Raw genomic sequence first — 15,194 nt, forward strand, 5'->3', positions numbered from 1 at the left:
CGATGGATCGGACGCCGAGGAAGGGCCGCGCGCGCGGCCCTTTTTTTCGCGGAGCTGCAGGGGTAATCTGCCTCCCAAGCAAACGGTCGGCGATGCCGGACCGGGGAACGACCGGAAGGGAGACGAGAGGATGGGCAAGCTCGCACTGGCGGCCAAGATCACGCATGTGCCGTCGATGTATCTCAGCGAGCTGGATGGTCCGGCCAAGGGCAAGCGACAGTCGGCGATCGACGGTCATATCGAGATCGGCCGGCGCTGCCGCGAGGCCGGCGTCGACACCATCGTCGTGTTCGACACCCATTGGCTGGTCAATGCCGGCTACCACATCAATTGCGCGCCGCATTTCGAAGGGCTCTACACCTCGAACGAGCTGCCGCACTTCATCGCCAACATGACCTATGAATACGACGGCAACCCGGAGCTGGGCCACATCCTCGCCGAGGGCGCCAACGCCCATGGTGTTGCCACCATGGCCCACGATGCGACGTCGCTGGCGCTGGAATACGGCACCTTGGTGCCGATGCGCTACATGAACCCCGACCGCCACTTCAAGGTCGTCTCCGTCTCGGCGCTGTGCACCTCGCATTATCTCGCCGACAGCGCCAAGCTCGGCTGGGCGTTCCGCCGCGCGGTCGAGGATCATTACGACGGCACGGTCGCCTTCTTCGCCTCGGGCTCGCTGAGCCACCGCTTCGCCCAGAACGGCACCGCCGACGAGTATCGCGACCGGATGTTCAGCCCGTTCCTGGAGCGGCTCGACCACGAGGTGATCCAGATGTGGGAGCACGGCGAGTGGCCGGATTTCTGCGACATGCTGCCGGAATATGCCAGCAAGGGCCATGGCGAGGGCTTCATGCACGATACGGCCATGCTGCTGGGCGCGCTCGGCTGGAACCACTACGACCGCGGCGTCGAGGTGGTGACGCCGTTCTTCCCGTCATCAGGGACGGGCCAGATCAACGCGGTGTTTCCGGTCTCACCGATGCCGCAGGCGCTGGACGACGTCGGCCGGCCGCGCGCCGCCGCGCTCGCGGGCGGTCGGCTGTAGCGCCGCTCACCAGACCTCCGGATGCCGGAGCATTTCGATGATGTCCTCCGGATAGACCTGATCGGCGGTCGCCGTGAGCCCGGCTGGTCGCCGCCATTTGCTCGGTGTTGAACCGCGGCGTCGGCGGCGCGACCAATGCGGGATGGACCGGAGGCCGGTGACCGCTCAATGCTGACGAGAATTCTGTTGCTGACCGCGATGCTCATCGTGCCGGGCATGGCGGCGGCGCAAGTGCCGCATCGCGAGGCCTGCAACGTCGAGGCCGACATCATCGACCGCGATCCGAACGGCGCCAATGTCCGCGCGGAGCCAGGCGGCGGCATCGTCAATGCCTTGAAGAACCCGACCAGCGACGGCTGGATCGTCGTGCATCTCACCGCGCAGCAGGGTGACTGGTTCGAGATCGACCGGGCCGTGCTGAACGACGTCGAGCAAGGCAAGGAGACCGTGATCTTTCAGGGCAGGGGCTTCCTGCATCGGAGCATCGTCGGCGCCGGCGGCCTGCAGAACGGCGCGGCGATCTACCGCGATCACGCCACATCGAGCGCGAAGCTCGACCCGCATGCGAGCGGTGACCAGGCGGTCGAGCTGCTCGGCTGCTTCGGCGACTTCGCCAGGATCCGCGTCAAGAAAGGCGTCGGCTGGACGCGGCAGCTCTGCACCAACATGGTGACGACCTGCTCGTGAGCGGCTGCGCCCTCTGATGCGATCCTTCAGGCCGCGTGGCGTTGATGCGACAGCCGCTCGCGCTCGCACCGGCACTCGGCCGCGAACTGGCGCAGCCGCTCGATCGTCAGCGTGTCGGTGATGCTGCGCGCGAGTCGCTCGGCGCGTTCGATCTGGTCTTCGAGGTCCATCAGCTTGGTCATGTCCCGTCTCCCTGGCCAGACAATTTGAAGCAAATTGCATCGTTCCGGCCGGATGAGGATCGTGGTGAATGACGGGTTAATTCCGTGATCGGGCGCACCTTGGCGAGATCGTGAAGTCGAGGAGACGATGCGAGGCGGGGACCGGCAGGACAGCGTCGTCGACGCAACGCAAGCGTCGCATTCAGCCTCGATCGCGGCGCCTCTGTTGTGATCGGGCGGGCCGTTCGCTAGCATGGACGCCTCACCGCGCCCAGGGAAGCGTTCCATGCCTCGCCGGAAAGTCGATTCCGACGAAACCATCGTCGTCGCTCCAGAGCTGCGCTCGCCCAAGGCTGTACAGCTCCTGACGAGGATGCTCTCCCTGGATCGCGAACTTGGCGCGAGGCAAGTGCTGGACGTCGATCAGTTGCTCGACCTGGCGCAAAGCCGCGTCGGCTCGGTGCCGCTGGGGACGCACAGCGAACTGCATCTCGAAGGGATCAGGCGCCTGGCAGGCTCGATCGCACGCGATACCCACTATGACGATCTCGGCCGCTACATGGCGAGCCACTACATCTATGGCTGGCTCGAGCGGTACCTTCAGTTCGAGCAGGATGTGGCCGACTTCCCCGACATCGTCGACGTGCCCGTTGCAAAGCCTCTGTTTCTCGTCGGTTTCGGCCGGACTGGAAGCACGTTTCTGCATCATCTGCTGGCCCTCGATCCCCAGGCGCGGGCACCGCGGCTCTGGGAGTTGCAGGAGCCGTCGCCACCGCCTCGTCGGGAGACGTATGAGACGGATCCGCGGATCGACCGGCTTCGCGTGCACGCCGATTTTCGGTCGGCCGTGATGCCGGATCTGCACAAGATCCATGAGTTCGCCCCCGCGGCCCCCGAGGAGTGCCAGCTCATGATGTGGCACGGCCCGCAGCACATGATCCTCGGGCTGAGGTCACCGGACTATTGGCAATGGTTCCGAGGGTTGAGTCCGTCAGAGTTGGACATGCTGTACGCCGGCTACAGACGTCAGGTTCAGCACCTGCAGCTGTTTCATCGCGGCGGGCACTGGGTCAGCAAGTCGCTGGCTCATGCGCAGTTCTTTCCGGTGCTGTTCAAGAGCTTTCCCGACGCGCGGATCGTTCGGCTGCATCGGGATCCGTGCCGGATCATTCCGGCCCTCGCCAGCCTGATCGGGCAGATGCAGATCGCCTATACGCCGCGCCTCGATGCCCACGACCTCGGCCAGCGCATGCTCGAGCTGTTCGAGCAGTCGATGGCCCGGATGATGCAGGCCGACGAGGAGGCGAGATCCGGCCAATTCATCGATGTCCTGTTCGAGGATTTGACTCGCGACCCGATCGCGACCGTTCGCACCATCTATGCGAAGTTCGGCTACGATTTCACGGGCGAGTTCGAGACCCTCATGCGACGGCACTTGCAGGCGGAGTCCGTCAGCCGCCGTTTCAAGCATGTCTACTCGCTCGAGCAATTCGGATTGTCGCGGGCGCAGGTGCTGGACCGGTCGGAAGAGTATCTCGCATGGGTGGAACGGCGCACGGGCGCGAGGCTCTGCCGGCCCGGTCGGTCCTGATCCAATCAGAACAGGAAACGCTAGCGGATCGGCGCTTGCCGGCAATAGTCGCGCCAGAACGTCCGATATCCCTGTTCCACATGCTGCGTGTAGAGCGCGCCGTTTCCGGCCGCTGAATGCGAGACCCTGGCCGGCAGCTCGGCGCGGAGCGCGGCAAGCTCGGCAGGCCGCGAGCAGAATTTCAGCGCTGTCGCGAGATAGCCGTCGTCGTTTTCGGCGACCCACGCATCCAGGCCCACTGCCTTGGCGATCGCGCCGCCCGCGCGGGCGGCAGGGCCGCTGCCGAGCTTGGTGACCACAGGCACGCCCATCTGCAGCGATTCCCAGGTCGAGATGCCGCCATTCTGCGGGAACGGATCGAGCGAGATGTCGATCTCGGCGAACATCGCAAGATGCTCCTGGCGCGTCGTCTTTCCTGCAAAACGGACGCGGTCCGCGGTAATGCCGTGAGCGACGAAGCGTGCAACCAATCGGTCGCGCAGCAGGGGATCGCCCATCGAGTGGTTCTTGACGACGATGATCGAGCCGGGCGTTGCAGCCATCAGCTGCGACCAGAGTCTGAGAGCAGGTTCGGACATCTTGTCGATGCGATTGAACACGCCGAAGGTGACGTGGCCGTTACGAAGCATCGGCAGCGGCGATGGCGGAATGGGAGGCGGGGGTTCGATCGTGATCAGCGACGGCAGGTCGTAGATCTTTTCGGCGAACAGATGCCGGACCGCGGGTGGAATCGTCACCGGATCGGCCAGCAGATAATCCATGACGGGCAGGCCCGTCCCGGTGACGCTGCCGACGGCCGAGACCTGGACCGGGGCGGGCTTGCGCGCAAACATCGTGAGCCGGTGGCCGGCGGAATGCCCCGAGAGGTCGACGAGGATGTCGACCTTGTCGGCCTGGATCTGATCGGCGAGCTTGTCGTCGCCCCACAGCGAGGCGTCGACAAAGCGATCGACCAGCGAGCGGCACAGGTCGGTCTTGGCATCCTTCATCGGCGAACAGGAATAGGCGAGGATTTCGAACTTGTTGCGATCGTGGTGGCGCAGGAGGGGGAGGAAGGCAAAGGCCGCTGAATGGTCGCGGAAATCGGACGAGACGTAGCCGACGACAAGCCGCCGGTCGGGGTCGATGTTTCGCACGCCGAGCGCGCGGCGCTCTAACCGCGAGCCGATCGCATCCCACCAATATCTCCGCGCTTCCTGAAGACGTTCCACCCCGGTGTCGGGCAGGAAATCCAGCGCGAAGATCTTCTTGGTGATCGCGTCCTCATGGTTCGGTCGGATCGCGAGCGCGCGGTCGTAATGTTCGATCGCCGTGGCGGTGTCGCCCTGCGCTGCAGCGCAGACGCCGAGCAGGGTCCAGGCGATCTCCGAGTCCGGGTTCTGTGCCAGCACCTTGTTGATAACGGAGATCGCGAGCGCGATATTGCCATGGACGAGAGTCACCGCGGCCTTGCCGCAAAGTGCTTCTTCCAGCAGCGGCTCGAGCGCGAGCGCGGCGTCGAAATCGGCTTCCGCCTGGTCGAACTTGCCCATCTCCTGATACGCCCGGCCGCGCTGGGCGAGCACGGCGGCGGCCTTCGGATTGATCGCCAGCGCCGCATCCAGCGCGGCCAGCGCGGAATCGAACTCCCGCAGGTTCATGCTGGCCACGCCCTTGCCGAACAGGGCCGTCAGCAACCGCGGCTGCAGCGCCAGCGCGCGATCGAAGTTCTGACCGGCCTCGTCGTTGCGGCTCGTGAACAGCAGCGCCATGCCGCGATTAGCGTAGGCCTCGGCATAGTCGGGCTTCAGGGCAATGGCGCGGTCATGCGCTGAGATCGCCTCCTCGAAACGGAAGAGGCTCATCAGCGCGTTGCCCAGATGCGTGAGCGCGGTCGGGAAGTTCGGCCTGAGCGCGATGGCGCGCTCGAAGCGGGCGCGAGCGTCCTCGTGGCGGCCGAGCCGGGACAGCGACAGGCCGAGATCAGACTGGGCGTCGGCCGAGCGCGGATCGATCTCGGTCGCGCGTGTCAGCACGCGCACCGACTGGTCGAAGCGGCCGCAGTCCCGCTCGGACACGCCGAGCAGATGCAGGGCGCCGAGATGGTGCGGCAGGTCCTGCAGGATCTGCTGGCACAGGGCCTGAGCCTCCGGATGCCGGCCCTCGCGGTAGGCCTTGACCGCTGCCGGCAGCAGCACGTCCGCCTGTTTCTTGGCCCGCTTTTGCAGCCTTGCGTTCTGGAAGGCGCGGGAGCCGACGCTGCTTTGCAAGTGTTTTCCTCCACAGAACCGGTCCATTGCTCGCAATGGTTGTTCCGTTCTCGCCGATTCGCAATGAGCAGACGTTAACGCGCGGGACCGCGCGCCGAAGGGGTGGCGGACGCCGCAGCGCGTCCCGCATGGGCATGCAATCTCGGGCGTAGGGCAAAACCGAGCCGGATGCTTCTCAGATCACAAGGACGAGGCGGTGGAGTTTCAAGCCGTCGCGGCAATGATCAAGCTGGCTGGGGAACCTGGATTCGAACCAAGACAAACAGAGTCAGAGTCTGTTGTGCTACCGTTACACCATTCCCCAACGGAATGCCGTGCAGTTTCAAGCAATTGCCGGACTGTTTGGCACCGTTCTGCGCGCCGGCCGGCAAAGCTCGGGCGGCGACGACGCGTCCTTCTACCCGTATGTATCAGGCTTTGGCAAGCCGCTGGATGACGGATTTCCAACGTGCTCTGCCGCCCGTCGCGCCACGGGCTGGCCGGGTCTAGCGCTCGCCTCTCGCGGCCCGCGGCTTTCGTGGCGCGCCGTCCGGGCCGCCGCGCACCAGCAGGACCAGACAGGCACCGAGCCGTTCCGCAATCTCGTCGTCGTCGATCGACAGCGGGCCGGGATCGTTGAGGATGGCGTTCACCAGGGTGCCGAGCACGACCTGGACGCCGAACGCGACCGTCTTTCGCGCGTCCGCTGTTCCCGACCGCGTGCGCGACGCCGCGCCGGCGCGCCCGCCCCCAGGCAGCAGCAGCGCCGCACGCTCCGACAGTGCCTGTGCCAGCTCCTTGAAGCCGCTCCAGTGGTTCGCGCCGCGCTCGCTGCGCACCAGCGCGGCGCGCAGCACGCCCTTGTGACGGCGCATCCACAGCACGGTGCCGCGCACCAGCAGGTGGCATTGCCGGTTCAGGTCGCCCGCGCGGGCGGGATCGGGCGGCTGGAGTCTCGAGAGCTGCTTCCGCCCGTCCGCCAGGGTGAGCGAGAGCAGGGCGTTGAAGTAGGCCTCCTTGCTGTCGAACCGGCTGTAGAAGGCGCCGACCGTTGCCCCGATATGCGCACAGAGGTCGCTGATCGACAGCTCCGCGAGGCCGCGCGTGTGCAGCAGCTCCGCGCCGGCCGTCAGCAGGGCAAGCGTCGTCTCGCGGCTGCGCTGCTGCCGCGACGGGGTGACGCCGGGCAGGTGGTCCGGCGCGATCCGCTGAGGCATGTCGCTGGCTCCCTCTAGAACAATAATCATAATTATGATTATGATCTGAGGCAAGCCTGGCCGTGCCGCCCCTGCCCGGGACGTCGCGGATCCCAGAGCCATCAGAACGATACAACTCGTGCGGGCTGCCAGGCGCGGCCGGGACGCGAGCAAGAGGGAGGACGAGGCATGAGCGAGCCCGCATTCGGTGGCACGATCGGCAGGACCATTGCAGGCTCCAGGCCGTGGTGGCCGGCGCCGCAGCAGCCGCCGAAGGGCGCGCCCAACATCCTGGTGGTGCTGTTCGACGATGTCGGCTTTTCCGATTTCGGCTGCTACGGCTCGCCCATCCGCACCCCCGCGATCGACGCGCTGGCCGCGCAGGGCCTGCGCTATTCGGGCTTCCACACCACCGCGATGTGTTCGACCACGCGGGCGGCGCTCCTCACCGGCCGCAACCATCATTCGGTCGGCGTCGGCTGCCTTGCCAATTTCGACTCGGGCTATCCCGGCTATCGCGGCAAGATCGCGCGCGAGGCAGGGACGCTGGCGGAGATGCTGCGCACCCATGCCTATCGCAACTACATGGTCGGCAAGTGGCACGTGACGCCCTTGACCGAGAGCGGCGCGACCGGGCCGTTCGACGGCTGGCCGCTGGGGCGCGGCTTCGACCGCTTCTACGGCTTCCTCGACGCCGAAACCGATCAATATGCGCCGGAGCTCGTGCTCGACAACACCCCTGTCAGTCCGCCCGGCAGCTACGCCGACGGCTATCACCTGACTGCCGATCTGGTCGATCAGACCATTCGCTTCATCGCCGACCACACCGCCGACCGACCGGAATTGCCGTGGCTGACCTGGCTCGCCCTCGGTGCCTGCCACGCGCCGCACCAGGCGCCCCGCGAGATCATCGAGAGCTACGACCCGGCCTTTGCTCATGGCTGGGACGCCGAGCGCGCGCAGCGGCTGGCACGGCAGAAGGCGATGGGGCTGGTGCCGGAAAATACCGATCTGCCTCCGCGCAATGACGGCGTGAAGGCCTGGGACGCGCATTCCGACGACGAACGGCGCGTCTTCACCCGGCTGCAATCGGCCTTCGCCGGCATGCTCGATCATGCCGACCAGCATCTGGCGCGGCTGCTCGCCTTTCTCGACAAGACCGGCCAGCGCGACAACACGCTCGTGATCGTCATGTCCGACAATGGCGCCAGCCAGGAGGGCGGGCCGCTCGGCTTCGTCAACGCGATGGGACCATTCAACTTCAAGCCGGAGCCGGTCGCCGAGAAGCTCGCGCGGATCGACGACATCGGCGGGCCGGATACGCACTCGAACTTCCCGCATGGCTGGGCGATGGCGTCGAACACGCCGCTGCGCCGCTACAAGCAGAACACCCATGGCGGCGGCATCCGCGATCCCTTCATCGTCTCCTGGCCGCAGCGCATCGCGGCGCGCGGCGAAGTCCGCCACCAGTTCGTCCATGCCTGCGACCTCGTGCCGACCCTGCTCGACCTGATCGGCATCGATGCGCCGGCCACGATCGCGGGTGTGCCGCAGATGCCGCTCGAGGGCGTGAGCTTCGCCGCCTCCATCACCGATCCGTCCGCGCCGTCGAAGCCCGTGCCGCAATATTTCGAGATGTTCGGCCATCGCGGCCTCTGGCACGACGGTTGGAAGGCGGTGGCCTTTCACCCGTCGGGCACGCCGTTCGACAACGATAAATGGGAGCTGTTTCATCTCACGCAGGATTTCTCCGAGACGCATGATCTCGCCGCCGCCGAGCCGGAGCGGCTCGCGGCACTGGTGAAGCTGTGGTGGGAGCAGGCGGAGGCGCACCAGGTACTGCCGCTCGACGATCGCTTCGGCCCGCGCTTTGCCGAGAACGCCGCGCGTTTCCACGGCGCGCGTACGCGCTTCACGTTCCACGCCGGCATGGGCCATGTGCCGACCGACGTCGCCCCCGACGTGCGCAGCCGCGACTATCTGATCGAGGCCCATGTCGAGATCGATGCAGAGGGCGCATCCGGCGTATTGATCGCCCATGGCGATGCCACGTCAGGCTACAGCCTCTACGTCAAGGACGGCCATCTCGTGCACGATCTCAACATCGGCGGCCGCCACGAGATCGTCAGCTCGGCCCGCCCGGTGCCGGCGGGATCGCATCGCCTGGGCGTGCGCGTCGAACGTCTGAGGCGGCAGACCGAGCCGGCCAAGGGCGCGCGCACCGGCCTGAGCCAGTACACGTTGCTGATCGACGGCCAGGAGGCCGGCGCGCTGACGACGCAGCTGGCCTTTCACACGCTGATCTCATGGTCGGGGCTCGACATCGGCCACGACCGCGGCAGCCCGGTGTCGGACTACGCGGCGCCGTTCGCATTCACCGGACGGCTGTCGCACGTGACCGTGACGATGCAGAATGAGCAGAGCCTGGATGGCGAAAGCGTCGGCAACGCCGAGATGGCGCGACAATAGTCGACGACCAGGGAAGCGGCGGATCGTTATTCCGCCGCTTCCTTCACGGCGCCTCCGGGAGCGGCCGCGTCGGGCTCGTGGTCGATATGCGCGCGCCCCCAGCGCGCGAAGGCGTTGTTGACCTTGTCGAGATAGAGATAGATCACCGGCGTCGTGAACAGCGTCAGCATCTGGCTGACGATCAGGCCGCCGACCATCGCATAACCGAGTGGCTGGCGGATCTCCGAGCCGGTGCCGTTGCCGAGCATCAGAGGCACGCCGCCGAGCAGGGCTGCCATCGTCGTCATCATGATCGGACGGAAGCGCAGCAGGGCGGCTTGGCGGATCGACTGCTCGGGCGGCAGGTGCTGGTCGCGTTCGGCGGCGATGGCGAAGTCGACCATCATGATGCCGTTCTTCTTCACGATGCCGATCAGGAGAATGACGCCGATCAGCGCAATCAGGCTGAAATCGTAGCCGAAAGCCATCAGGATCGCGAGCGCGCCGACGCCGGCCGAGGGCAGCGTCGAGAGAATCGTGATCGGGTGGATGTAGCTCTCGTAGAGGATGCCGAGGATCAGATAGACCACGACGAGGGCGGCGAGGATCAAGAGCGGCACGGTCGACAGCGACTGCTGGAACGCCTGCGCGGTGCCCTGGAAGCTCGAGTTCAAGGTTGCGGGCGCGCCGAGCTCGACCATCGCGCGCTGCACCGCATCGGTGGCCTGGCCGAGCGCGACGCCCTGGGCGAGGTTGAAGCTGATCGTGATCGACGGGAACTGACCCTGGTGGCTGATCGACAGCGGCCTCACCGGCACGTTGGTCCAACTGGCGAAGGTCGAGAGCGGCACCTGGTCGCCGGTGGTCGGCGATTTCACGTAGAGCTTGTTGAGCGTGTCGATGTTGCCCTGCAGCTCAGGCAGGATCTCCAGGATCACGCGGTAGGAGTTGAGCTGGGTGAAGTACTGCGCGACCTGGCGCTGGCCGAAGGCGTCATACAGCGTGTCGTCGATCAGCTGCGGCGAGATGCCGTACCGCGAGGCGGTGTCGCGGTTGATCGTGAGCTGTACGGTGGTGCCGTCGGCCTGCTGGTCTGTGGCGACGTCGCGCAGCTGCGGCAGCGAGCGCATCTTCTCCAGGATCTTCGGCGCCCACTCGTTGAGCTCGGCGAGATTGGAGTCCTGCAGCGTGAACTCGAACTGGGTTCGGGACGGCCGGCCACCGAGGCGGACGTCCTGCGCGGCCTGCATGTAGAGCCGGGCTCCCTCGACCTTCTCCAGCTGCGGCCTCAGGCGTGTGATGATCTGCTGCGCCGATGCATCACGCTCGTCACGCGGCTTCAAGGTGATGAACAGATTGCCGGTATTGCCGGCGCGGCCGGAGCCGCCGATCGCCATTGCGACGCTGGCCACGCCCGGATCATCCTGCACGATCTTGGCCAGCGCCTCCTGGCGCGACTGCATCGCCTTGAAGGAGATGTCCTGCGACGCCTCCGACGCGGCGGTGATCAGGCCGTTGTCCTGCTGCGGGAAGAAACCCTTGGGGATCAGCACGAACAGGTAGATCGACAGGCCGAGCGTGGCGAAGAACACCATCAGCGTGGTGAAGCGCCAGCGCAGTGCGATGTCCAATCCCTTCTCGTAGGCCCTGAGCAGCGCCTCGAAGCCGCGCTCGCTCCATTGGTAGAATTTGCCATGAGCCTGGTGGCCGCCGCGCAGGAAACGCGAGGCCATCATCGGCGTCAACGTCAGCGAGACGAACATCGAGACGAAGATCGTCATCGCCAGCACGACCGCGAATTCGCGGAACAGGCGCCCGATGATGCCGCCCATCAGCAAGAGCGGGATCAGCACGGCGACCAGCGAGATCGAGATCGAGACAATGGTGAAGCCAATCTCCTTGGCCCCCTTGTAGGCGGCAGCCATCGGGGACTCGCCTTCCTCGACATAGCGAGAGATGTTCTCGAGCATGACGATGGCGTCGTCGACGACGAAGCCGACCGCGATCGTCAGCGCCATCAGCGAGAGGTTGTCGAGTGAATAGCCGACCCCCCACATCATCGCGCAGGCGCCGAGCAGGGCGAGCGGCACGGTGATCGTCGGGATCACCGTGGCCCAGAAGCTGCGCAGGAAGATGAAGATGACCATGACCACCAGAAAGATGGTCAGGAGCAGCGTGAACTGGACGTCTTCGACCGCGGCACGGATGGTCGTCGTGCGATCCGACATCAGCTCGACCTTGATGGCCGGCGGGATCGCCGCAACCAGGCGCGGCAGCGTCGCCTTGATCTTGTCGACGGTTTCGATGACGTTGGCGCCAGGCTGCTTGAAGACCACCAGGAACACGCCGCGCTTGCCGTTGGCCCAGGCGGCCTGCTTGGCATCCTCCGATCCGGTCACCGCCCGGCCAATGTCACGGATGCGCAACGGACCGCCATTGCGGTAGGCGATGATGACGTCGTTCCAGTCCTTCGACTCGGTGAGCTGGTCATTGGCGTAAATGGTGTAGGCCCGACGCTCGCCGTCGATGTTGCCCTTCGGGCTGTCCACCGTGGTGATCGCGATCTGGCTGCGCACGTCCTCCATCGAGAGGCCCTTGGCGACCAGCTTGGCCGGGTCGATCTGGATACGGATCGACGGCTTCTGCTGGCCGCCGATGATCACCTGGGCAACACCCGAGATCTGGCTGATCTGCTGCGCGAGCTGCGCATCGACGGAGTCGGAGACCGTCGTCAGCGGCAGCGTCTCGGACGTGGCGGACAAAATCAGGATCGGCGCGTCCGCCGGGTTGACCTTGCGGTAGGTCGGCGGCGACGGCAGGGTCTTGGGCAACTGGCCCGAGGCGGCGTTGATGGCGCCCTGGACGTCGTTGGCGGCGCCGTCGATGTTGCGATTCAGGTCGAACTGGATCGTGACCGATGCAGTGCCCAGGTAACTGGTCGACGTCATCTGGGCGATGCCGGGAATCTGTGCGAATTGCCGCTCCAGCGGCTGGGCGACCGAGGTCGCCATGGTCTCAGGGCTGGCGCCCGGCAGATTGGCGGTCACCTGGATGGTCGGGAAGTCGACCTGCGGCAGCGGTGCGACCGGCAGCAGCGGGTAGGCAACCAGGCCAATGAACAGGATACCTGCCATCAGCAGCGAGGTGCCGATGGGGTATTTGATGAAGGGTGCCGAGATGCCGCCGCCGTTCATTCCTGCCGGACCTTAGCTGGCGCCGGCTCCGAGCTGGCCACCGCGGTGGTCACGACCGAGCCTGGCTGCACTTTGAATTGACCGCCGGTAATCACCTGCTGGCCGGGCGTCAGCCCTTCTTCGACGACGGTCCGGCCATCGAGCGAAACGCCGACCTTCACCTTGCGCAGCTCGGCCTTGTTGTCCGGGCTCACCGTGTAGGAATACAGCCCGCTGGTCGAATGCTGGACCGCGTCGTCGGGAACCACCGTGGCGTCCTTCAGCGTCCGCACCAGGAGCCGCGTCGAGACCGACTGTCCGGGCCACAGCACGTGGTCCTTGTTGTCGAACACCGCTTTCAGCCGGATCGTTCCGCTGGACGTGTCGACCTGGTTGTTCACGACCATCAGCTTGCCCTCGGCGAGCTGCTTCCTGCCGTCGGTGGTGAACGCGATCACCTTCAACGGGGCGGTCTTCTGCGCCTCGTTGATGTAGGGCAACTGCTCTTCCGGCGCGGTGAAGATCACCGCGATCGGTTCGATCTGCGCGATCGAGACGATGCCGGTCTGGCTCGAGGCGTTGACGATGTTGCCGATGTCGACCTGGCGGAGGCCGGCGACCCCGGAGATCGGCGCCTTGACCTGGGTGTAGCTGAGCTGGGTCTGGGCATTGGCGATCGCGGCGTCGTCGGCGGCGATCTGCGCCGTGAGCTGTGCGACGGTGGCGCGCTGGGTGTCCTGCTGCTGCCGGGTCGCGAACTCGCCGAGCTTGGTGGTGCGCTGCAGGTCGAGATTGGCGTTGTTGAGATTGGCCTCGTCCTGCGCCCGCTTGGCCTTGGCCTGGTCGAGCGCGGCCTGGAACGGCCTCGGGTCGATCTCGACCAGCAGGTCGCCTTCCTTGACGAGTTGGCCTTCGGTGAAGGCGATCTTGTCGATCTGGCCGTCGACGCGGGTGCGGACCTGGACGGTGTTGAAGCCTTGCACGGTCCCCAGGCCGGTGAGGAAGACCGGAAAGTCCGTCTTCTCGACCGGCACGGTCGAGACCCGAACCGCCTGCGGTCGGGCCGATTTCTGCTCAGCGGTCTTCTTCGCTGCCTCGGCGCCCTGATGACGCTGCCAGCCATAATAGCCGGCGCCGCCGAGAGCCGCGACAAGCAGGATCCAACCGAGGGTTCGTGATGTCTTCATGCTGGCCCACATGCTGAGACGAACAGGATAACCGGTCTTTAAAACCATTCCCAGCATGCCAGATATAGTACGCACGCAATTAATGTGTAAACACACGAGCGCGTGGACAAACCTAAACAATCGGCAAGCTTCGAGGGATCGCAAGGGAGTTCACAGCCATGTCGCTGGATATGAGACGGCAGCTCGTTACGCAGCTTGTCGAAAGCTCGCGCATCCTGCGCAACTATATTGATCATCGTGCCAAACAGCGCGGCACGACCCGCGCCCAATGGGTGGTGCTGTTTCGGCTGCGCGCGCATGAGGGGATGTCACAGGTCGATCTCGCAGAAGTGCTGGAACTGCAGCCGATTTCACTGGTGCGTCTGCTCGACAGGCTGGTGGAGCAGGGGTTGCTGGAGCGCCGGCACGATCCGAGGGATCGCCGCGCGAACCGTCTCCATCTCACCGCCGCGGGACGAGAGCTCGTCGATGATCTCGACGAGCTGCGCGATGCGATCGCCGGCGACGTTCTGCACGACATTCCGGACGAGGCCGTCGCCACCAGCCTGTCGACGCTCAGGAACCTGAAGGATCGGATCAAGACGCTGTCCGATCCGAAAGCCGAGGTGGCGCTCAAATAGCCGAGGCGCAGCGCAGACCGGTCTCATCTTGAGTTGTGTCGTATCGTAAAACATCTTGAGTGCGAAAAGCCGCGGACAAGCTTGGCCTTGCCGCGCAGCGTGGCCTGCGCGAGAGCAGGGCGGTCTGTGGCGATCCTCTGCCGCCATCGTCGGGCAGCGCGCCGCTCCGGACCATTCGCGGGCCGCGCGGGTCTCTCGTGCGAACGCCGCACTCCGACCTATTCTCGCCGTCTTGTCGCGCCCGATGGGAGCTGATTAGAAGCCGATGAGTCCGGCCGCCGTCATGGCGCCGTCGGGCAGCGGCAGGATTCAACCGGAGCGAGGCCGCGTCGTCCGACGATGCGCCGTGCGACGATAGCGAATGGGGAGCTCACGATGGAAGAACTGAATGGAAAGATGCTCGCGTGCCAGATCCTGGTCACTGGCCTGATCGCGCGCGTCGCCAACGAGCAGCGCGATCCCTTGCGCTTCCTGAGCGATTTTCGCGATGAGATCAGGGCCGTCGTCAAGGGCGTGCGGATCGCGGGGATCGATGATTCCGACCGCGTGCGCCAGATCGCGGTGCAGACCGTAGACGAGCTGTTCTCGTTGATGAAGCCGCCGAGCAGCGACGAGCCGGCTGGCTCGTCGAACTGACCTGCGCCGGAGTTGGGCGCGACGCAGTGGTGATTCGACGACAGCGCGAGTCAAAATCGCGCTGTTTAGAACGATTTCAAGTTCCGTATGTTGTTAGTTGAGCATTTTTAGAATTGTTTTGATCTGGAACTATTCAAGGCCAAATTAGGGCTCCTCAAATTGACCCCCTGAAACGCGCCCGATACCAACGACCCATCGTCGCACTGCGAATGATCCGCG

At 65.4% G+C, this 15,194-nt stretch carries 11 protein-coding genes and 1 tRNA gene; 6 read left to right on the forward strand and 6 right to left on the reverse strand.

Going from position 1 to position 15,194, the window contains the following annotated elements; all coding sequences use genetic code 11:
* Positions 1-130 precede the first annotated feature (130 nt).
* Positions 131-1,048, forward strand: a complete 918-nt coding sequence (gene hpaD / locus ACQR1F_RS18410) for a 3,4-dihydroxyphenylacetate 2,3-dioxygenase (protein ID WP_315827378.1) — start codon at positions 131-133, stop codon at positions 1,046-1,048.
* A 168-nt stretch (positions 1,049-1,216) separates the two neighbouring features.
* Complete coding sequence (locus ACQR1F_RS18415; protein WP_315803113.1) at positions 1,217-1,735, forward strand: hypothetical protein; 519 nt, start codon at positions 1,217-1,219, stop codon at positions 1,733-1,735.
* A 26-nt stretch (positions 1,736-1,761) separates the two neighbouring features.
* Here ACQR1F_RS18415 and ACQR1F_RS18420 read toward each other — a convergent pair whose 3' ends face one another.
* Complete coding sequence (locus ACQR1F_RS18420) at positions 1,762-1,917, reverse strand: hypothetical protein (protein ID WP_315803114.1); 156 nt, start codon at positions 1,915-1,917, stop codon at positions 1,762-1,764.
* 232 nt (positions 1,918-2,149) lie between these two features.
* Between ACQR1F_RS18420 and ACQR1F_RS18425 the strand changes: the two genes are divergently transcribed.
* Positions 2,150-3,487: a sulfotransferase family protein gene (locus tag ACQR1F_RS18425; protein ID WP_434913594.1), complete on the forward strand. Its 1,338-nt coding sequence runs from the start codon at positions 2,150-2,152 to the stop codon at positions 3,485-3,487.
* 20 nt (positions 3,488-3,507) lie between these two features.
* On the opposite strand, the gene ACQR1F_RS18430 is transcribed toward ACQR1F_RS18425, so the two are convergent.
* The 3 genes from ACQR1F_RS18430 to ACQR1F_RS18440 form a co-directional block, all read right to left on the reverse strand.
* Entirely contained in the window at positions 3,508-5,736 is a 2,229-nt protein-coding gene (locus ACQR1F_RS18430) for a tetratricopeptide repeat protein (RefSeq protein ID WP_434913595.1), read from the reverse strand.
* A 230-nt stretch (positions 5,737-5,966) separates the two neighbouring features.
* Positions 5,967-6,040 (reverse strand) — tRNA-Gln (locus tag ACQR1F_RS18435).
* Between the two features lie 181 nt (positions 6,041-6,221).
* Positions 6,222-6,932 carry a TetR/AcrR family transcriptional regulator gene (locus ACQR1F_RS18440; protein WP_434913596.1) on the reverse strand — a complete coding sequence of 237 codons (711 nt, stop codon included), beginning with the start codon at positions 6,930-6,932 and terminating at the stop codon, positions 6,222-6,224.
* 168 nt (positions 6,933-7,100) lie between these two features.
* On the opposite strand from ACQR1F_RS18440, the gene ACQR1F_RS18445 reads away from it, so the two are divergent.
* Positions 7,101-9,380 (forward strand): sulfatase-like hydrolase/transferase, encoded by a 2,280-nt coding sequence (locus ACQR1F_RS18445; protein ID WP_434913597.1) that lies wholly within the window; start codon positions 7,101-7,103, stop codon positions 9,378-9,380.
* Positions 9,381-9,406: 26 nt separating this feature from the next.
* Here the strand turns inward: ACQR1F_RS18445 and ACQR1F_RS18450 are convergent, their stop codons facing one another.
* Positions 9,407-12,553, reverse strand: a complete 3,147-nt coding sequence (locus ACQR1F_RS18450; RefSeq protein ID WP_434838990.1) for a multidrug efflux RND transporter permease subunit — start codon at positions 12,551-12,553, stop codon at positions 9,407-9,409.
* Positions 12,550-13,731: an efflux RND transporter periplasmic adaptor subunit gene (locus ACQR1F_RS18455; protein WP_409997941.1), complete on the reverse strand. Its 1,182-nt coding sequence runs from the start codon at positions 13,729-13,731 to the stop codon at positions 12,550-12,552. Before ACQR1F_RS18455 ends, ACQR1F_RS18450 begins: the two co-directional genes overlap by 4 nt.
* Before the next feature lie 146 nt (positions 13,732-13,877).
* On the opposite strand from ACQR1F_RS18455, the gene ACQR1F_RS18460 reads away from it, so the two are divergent.
* The gene (locus tag ACQR1F_RS18460) at positions 13,878-14,339 is read left to right on the forward strand and encodes a MarR family winged helix-turn-helix transcriptional regulator (RefSeq protein ID WP_434838991.1); all 462 of its coding nucleotides are present in this window, start codon (positions 13,878-13,880) and stop codon (positions 14,337-14,339) included.
* Between the two features lie 375 nt (positions 14,340-14,714).
* Entirely contained in the window at positions 14,715-14,975 is a 261-nt protein-coding gene (locus tag ACQR1F_RS18465) for a hypothetical protein (RefSeq protein ID WP_316237838.1), read from the forward strand.
* Positions 14,976-15,194: the final 219 nt, after the last annotated feature.

The organism is Bradyrhizobium sp. HKCCYLS3013, from assembly GCF_051167615.1.
Taxonomy (GTDB): domain Bacteria; phylum Pseudomonadota; class Alphaproteobacteria; order Rhizobiales; family Xanthobacteraceae; genus Bradyrhizobium.